The organism is Halomonas sp. 3D7M (genome assembly GCF_014897885.1).
In the GTDB taxonomy this organism is placed as follows: Bacteria; Pseudomonadota; Gammaproteobacteria; order Pseudomonadales; family Halomonadaceae; genus Vreelandella.
In genome coordinates this window covers 63,858-69,052 of the sequence record NZ_JABUZF010000264.1, presented here as the reverse complement: position 1 = coordinate 69,052, position 5,195 = coordinate 63,858, and the positions used below count along the sequence as shown (strand labels likewise).

Genomic DNA, 5,195 nt, shown 5'->3' with positions numbered 1-5,195 from the left:
GAGCAGTAATAAACACGCTAGCATCGTCACTGACGTTATCCATCAGCGCTTCGTCTAATGAGACAGTCACACGCACGCCCTGGCTTTGGGCGGCCTCAACCGCCGCTGCTTCTGGCTCTACTCCTAAACGCTCTTGAGCAACGCGAATACCTTCGCGCAAGGAGGATGCCGTTTCGGGATCTTCTATGTTTGCGACAGCACGACGCCAGTAGTCTACCGCTGTTTCATAGTCACCATTATCAAACGCATGAATACCAAGCAAACCGAGCACTGTGGGCTGACGTGGGTCTTGCGCTAGCGTCTCATCCACTAGCGACTGTACCTCGGGAGTCAGTTCACGTTCCGCCATAAAAAAGCGCAGTTGAGCAAGTTGCGCCAACAGCGGAGGAATCCGCCCTTCAATAGCAATCAACCGCTCTAACGCATCGGCTGCTTTATCGGCCTGACCGGTTTCACGATAAAGCGGAAACAGTGAACTCCACACATTGGGATTATTCGGCTGACGCTCGGCTTCTGCTTCCATGCGCTCTAAATACATGACCAGTGAGCCATCGGGGTCGTTTTGCACTTCTTGCTGAATAGCGTAAAGCGTTAAATCGCCTTCCGCGCCGTTCTGCTGATACCAAAACGTACTCGCTCCCACCACGGCCACCATAACCAAGGGGATAGCAAGCCTGCCTGCCGTCGCCGTTTTTAAGGGGCGTTTAGTACGGCTGGCGGTGTCTTCCAACAGGCTACGCTCTAGCTCCAGGCGGTCTTCTTTAAACCGCTCCTCATCCATATCGCCACGTTCGTGAGCAGCTTCCAACGAGGCCAAACGACGCTTAAAAATCGCCACGTTTTGCTCATCAGCGGTATCGTTAGCTTCGAAGTGATCTAGTTTGTCGCGTAGCGCGCGGGCATCGCGCATCGGCGCTATCAATAACCAAAGCGCGGGGAGTAATAGTAAAGCAATCGCAATCCACAGCGGTGTCATGAAGACCTCTCGCGGTTAATCAGGGCATCCAGTCGGGCACGTTCTTCGGCGCTAAGCGCTTTCGCTGAGGCATTACGACGAGCGCGAACCATCATCACGACGACCACTACGCCGAGCAGCACCAAACCTATCGGCAACCCCCACAGCAGGTAAGTGCGGTTTTCTAAACGCGGGTTATAGAGAATGTACTCTCCAAACCGCTGCACCATGTGGTTAACAATCTCGATATCCGATTGACCATCCTGGAGCAATTGATAGACACGTTCACGCATGTCCGCGGAAATTGGCGCATCAGAATCATCGATTGCCTGGTTCTCACATAAAGGGCAGCGCATCGAAGCGGTGAGATCATGGTAACGCTGCTCCGTAACAGGATCGTCGAACTCACGTATCTCAATCCCACCGGCCAACGCGCCGCTAGTCAGTGTCAGCAGCGCGACGGTAAGCATTAAGCGTATTAGCGCCATTTTTCCACCTCCGGCAGAATGCGTTCACGAACGTCTTCCGGTGACACGTAACCTTTGTGGTGGTAGCGAATGACACCGTCAGCATCAACCAAGAAAGTTTCCGGCGCACCGTAAACCCCCAGATCAAAGCCAAGGTTACCGTCAGGATCAAACACATTAACTTCGAAGGGATCACCAAACTCGCTCAAGAACTCCAGCCCTTTTTCGCGAGTATCACGATAGTTAATGCCGACCATGCGAATGCCCTGATCAGCCAACTCCAGCAACTGCGGCATTTCCTGCTTACAAGCGGGGCACCATTCGCCCCATACATTCACCAAGGTGACATCGCCAGTTAACAGGGTTTGATCAACTTGGCGATTTTCATCGCGCAGTGTCGTGGCTTCAAAGGTAGGAAACTGCCTGGCCATTAGCGCCGAGTCACGGTGCGAAGGGTCGCGCCCTAGCCCTTGATAAAGGAACAAGGCAATCCCCAGAAAGCCAATCGGTAGTAGCAAAAGTAGTAGGCGACGTGTCATACCATAGCTTCCTTCGACGTTGCAGACTCAGACGTTGCAGAAGCCGGGCTAGTAGGCGCTTTGCGCGATACGACACGACGGTACCGCTTATCAACTATCGCCAGAATGCCACCGAAAGCCATCAACAACGCACCGAGCCATAACCAGCGTACAAACGGTTTGTATTGAACACGCATCGCGTAGCTACCATCGCCAAGGTCTTCCCCCATGGCGACATAGAGATCGCGGAAAAGCCCGGGACGAAGCGCCACCTGGGTCATTGGCATTCTGGTAGCGAGATAGAGGCGCTTTTCTGGACGCATCACAAAACTACGTCCAGAGTCGCCACGCTGCACTTGAATGATAGACGTGTCTGCCAGGAAGTTCGGGCCCCGGCGATTTGCCAGTTCCGTCATGGTGAACTGATAACCTGCCACTTCAACAGTCGTGCCCGGCGACATCCGCACGTTGCGTTCGATGTTGTAATTGGAAACAACCGCCACGCCAACAATGGTGACCGCAATGCCCACATGACCAAGCACCATGCCCCAATATGCTAACGACAGCTTGCGCAGCCCCGCCAAAAAGGAGCTGGCATGGCGGACTTTATTGAACACGTCACGCACGATAGGCAGTACGATCCAGAGCGCCGAAACAATGCCCAAGGAGACCCAAAGATTCCACTCGCCGCCATATAGCAACGGCATAGCACCGCCCAGGACCAGTGCAGCGGCGCCTGACAGCCAAAGCTTACGCCACAGTTCACTGGCACTCATGCTTTTCCAGCGGGCGATCGGGCCCAGTCCCATAAACATGCACATCACCACCGTTAGCGGTACAAAAAGTGCATTAAAGTACGGAGGTCCTACGCTGATCTTACCTAACCCAAGGGAGTCCAGAATTAGCGGGTAGACCGTGCCTAACAGTACGGTGACCGTCATAATGACCAGTAGAATATTATTGACCAACAACAGCGAATCACGGGATAACCAATTAAAGCCGACTTTATGGCTCACACGGGGGGCGCGCAGCGCAAATACCAGCAGCGACAGCGTTACGGTAATCGCCAACAGCATTAAGATAAAGAAGCCGCGGGAAGGGTCATTAGCAAAGGCGTGCACTGAGGTCAGCACGCCAGAACGCACCAGGAACGTGCCCATTAGTGACAGCGAGAAGGTTGAAATAGCCAGCAGTACTGTCCAGCTTTTAAACGAACCGCGCTTTTCAGTGACCGCCAACGAGTGCACCAGCGCCGTTCCCGTTAACCAGGGCAGCAGTGAGGCGTTTTCAACCGGATCCCAGAACCACCAGCCGCCCCAGCCCAGCTCGTAATAAGCCCACCAACTACCTAGCGCGATGCCTACGGTTAGAAATGCCCAGGCCACATTAGTCCAGGGACGTGCCCAACGTGTCCAGGCAGCGTCTAAACGCCCACCTAGCAACGCGGCAATGGCAAATGCAAATACCACCGAGAAGCCGACATACCCCATATACAGCATCGGGGGATGCACAACCAACCCGAAGTCCTGCAGCAGCGGATTCAGATCAGCCCCGTCTTGAGGCATATTCGGCAGTAGCCGCTCAAATGGATTGGAGGTCATCAAGATAAACAGCAGGAAGCCAACGCAGACCATTCCCATGACGCCTTGCACTCGCGCCACCATATCGCGCGGCAAATCACCGGAAAATACCGAAGCGGCATACCCCCAACCAGCCAACATTAAGCTCCACAATAAGACGGAGCCTTCATGATTTCCCCACACGGCACTAAACTTGTAGTACCAGGGCAGTAGCGAGTTGGAATTATTGGCGACGTTCGCAACGCTGAAGTCATCCAGCAGGTAACTGGCTGTTAGGCACAAATAGGCAATGGCAATAAACAGGAACTGCCCTGTTGCCATAGGCTTGCCATAAGCCATCCACAGCGGACGCCGAGTGGCCGCGCCTGCCAGCGGCATCACAGCTTGTATCACGGCCATCAACAGGGCAATGACCAGAGCAAAGTGGCCGATTTCAGGAATCATTTTGATGAACATGCGCGCTCCGAATTAGCAGTGGGCATAACCGCCTGCTTGACACGATAAGACATTAATAATCGCTTGCTTGGGGGGTGCCTTCCTGCTCCAAACGCTTACCCACCTCAGCCGCTTTTGCCTGGTAATCTGCCGGGGAGTAACCTGCTTCTTCTAATGCTTGCGCCACTTCGGGCGGCATATAGTTTTCATCGTGGCGAGCTAAGACTTTATCGGCATATAAGCGCCCATCTGCCTGAAGCTCTCCTACCACGACCACCCCCTGCCCTTCACGGAAAAGATCCGGCAGAATCCCGCTGTAGTAGACTTCCAAGTCCTCGACGTAATCCGTCACGGTAAACTCAACATCAAGACTGGCAGGATCACGCGATACCGATCCCTCTTTAACCATTCCGCCCGCGCGAATCTGGCGTTCCATGGGTGCATCGCCCTGAGCAATTTGTACCGGGCTAAAAAATAAATTGATATTGGAGCGCAGCGCATACAGTGTCAGCCCCACCGCTATCGCGGTTAATGAAACCAACCCTAAAATAACGAACAGCTTCTGTTTACGTTTAGGCGTCATGACGAACGTCCCTTTGAGCAGAGTTAACTGGTGTTTGCGCAGCCTGGGGCTGGGCGTTTTGGCGGCGCACACGGCGCTTCACACCTTTCAGCAGTTGACTGCGCTCGAGGCGCGCATGCCAAACGATCACCAGCATCAACAACGCAGTAATGCCCCAAGCAGCCCATACATAAAGCCCGTGGCCACCCATGGCAAAAAATTCATTAAGTGAGGAAAAAGCCATTATTTCACCTCCTCTACTAGCTCTTGCACCCAGCGCTTATTGGTTTCACGGCGCAGTATTTCACTGCGCGTGCGCATCAGGGTTAACGCTATAAAAAAGCAGTAGAAGCCGAGTACCATAATGAGCAGCGGTGCCCACATTTCCATAGGCATTGCCGAACGTCCGGTAATCGTAAACGAGGCAGGCTGGTGCAGGGTGTACCACCACTCCACCGAATATTTGATGATCGGAATATTAATCACGCCCACCATCGCCAGCACTGAGGCTGCACGAGATCCACTATCGCGACTACTGAAAGCACCGCGCAGTGCAATGACCCCTAAATACAAAAACAGCAAAATCAGCATGGACGTTAAACGCGCGTCCCACATCCACCAGGTTCCCCAGGTAGGCACTCCCCATACTGCGCCTGAAAAAAGTGCCACAAAGGTCAT

General features: G+C 53.6%; 7 protein-coding genes. All 7 read right to left on the bottom strand.

What is annotated here, in order from left to right:
• The coding region (gene ccmI, locus INT22_RS17390; protein ID WP_226912855.1) for a c-type cytochrome biogenesis protein CcmI at positions 1 to 976 on the bottom strand (976 nt) is incomplete at its 3' end.
• The gene (locus INT22_RS17385) at positions 973 to 1,443 is read right to left on the bottom strand and encodes a cytochrome c-type biogenesis protein (RefSeq protein ID WP_089039054.1); all 471 of its coding nucleotides are present in this window, start codon (positions 1,441 to 1,443) and stop codon (positions 973 to 975) included. The genes INT22_RS17385 and ccmI, both read right to left, overlap by 4 nt.
• Complete coding sequence (locus INT22_RS17380; RefSeq protein WP_089039055.1) at positions 1,434 to 1,961, bottom strand: DsbE family thiol:disulfide interchange protein; 528 nt, start codon at positions 1,959 to 1,961, stop codon at positions 1,434 to 1,436. The genes INT22_RS17385 and INT22_RS17380 overlap by 10 nt, the downstream gene beginning before the upstream one ends.
• Positions 1,958 to 3,976 carry a heme lyase CcmF/NrfE family subunit gene (locus INT22_RS17375; protein ID WP_319022102.1) on the bottom strand — a complete coding sequence of 673 codons (2,019 nt, stop codon included), beginning with the start codon at positions 3,974 to 3,976 and terminating at the stop codon, positions 1,958 to 1,960. Before INT22_RS17375 ends, INT22_RS17380 begins: the two co-directional genes overlap by 4 nt.
• Before the next feature lie 52 nt (positions 3,977 to 4,028).
• Positions 4,029 to 4,538: a cytochrome c maturation protein CcmE gene (gene ccmE, locus INT22_RS17370; RefSeq protein WP_193068645.1), complete on the bottom strand. Its 510-nt coding sequence runs from the start codon at positions 4,536 to 4,538 to the stop codon at positions 4,029 to 4,031.
• Positions 4,528 to 4,761 carry a heme exporter protein CcmD gene (gene ccmD / locus INT22_RS17365; RefSeq protein WP_193068644.1) on the bottom strand — a complete coding sequence of 78 codons (234 nt, stop codon included), beginning with the start codon at positions 4,759 to 4,761 and terminating at the stop codon, positions 4,528 to 4,530. Before ccmD ends, ccmE begins: the two co-directional genes overlap by 11 nt.
• Positions 4,761 to 5,195 (bottom strand): cytochrome c biogenesis protein CcsA (gene ccsA, locus INT22_RS21365; protein WP_226912854.1); only part of this gene is annotated, 435 nt, incomplete at its 5' end. The genes ccmD and ccsA, both read right to left, overlap by 1 nt.

Excerpts from the sequence above, each read along its gene's own strand:
- INT22_RS17385 (WP_089039054.1), bottom strand. The coding sequence starts at position 1,443 with ATGGCGCTAATACGCTTAATGCTTACCGTCGCGCTGCTGACACTGACT.
- INT22_RS17380 (WP_089039055.1), bottom strand. The coding sequence starts at position 1,961 with ATGACACGTCGCCTACTACTTTTGCTACTACCGATTGGCTTTCTGGGG.
- INT22_RS17375 (WP_319022102.1), bottom strand. The coding sequence starts at position 3,976 with ATGTTCATCAAAATGATTCCTGAAATCGGCCACTTTGCTCTGGTCATT.
- ccmE (WP_193068645.1), bottom strand. The coding sequence starts at position 4,538 with ATGACGCCTAAACGTAAACAGAAGCTGTTCGTTATTTTAGGGTTGGTT.
- ccmD (WP_193068644.1), bottom strand. The coding sequence starts at position 4,761 with ATGGCTTTTTCCTCACTTAATGAATTTTTTGCCATGGGTGGCCACGGG.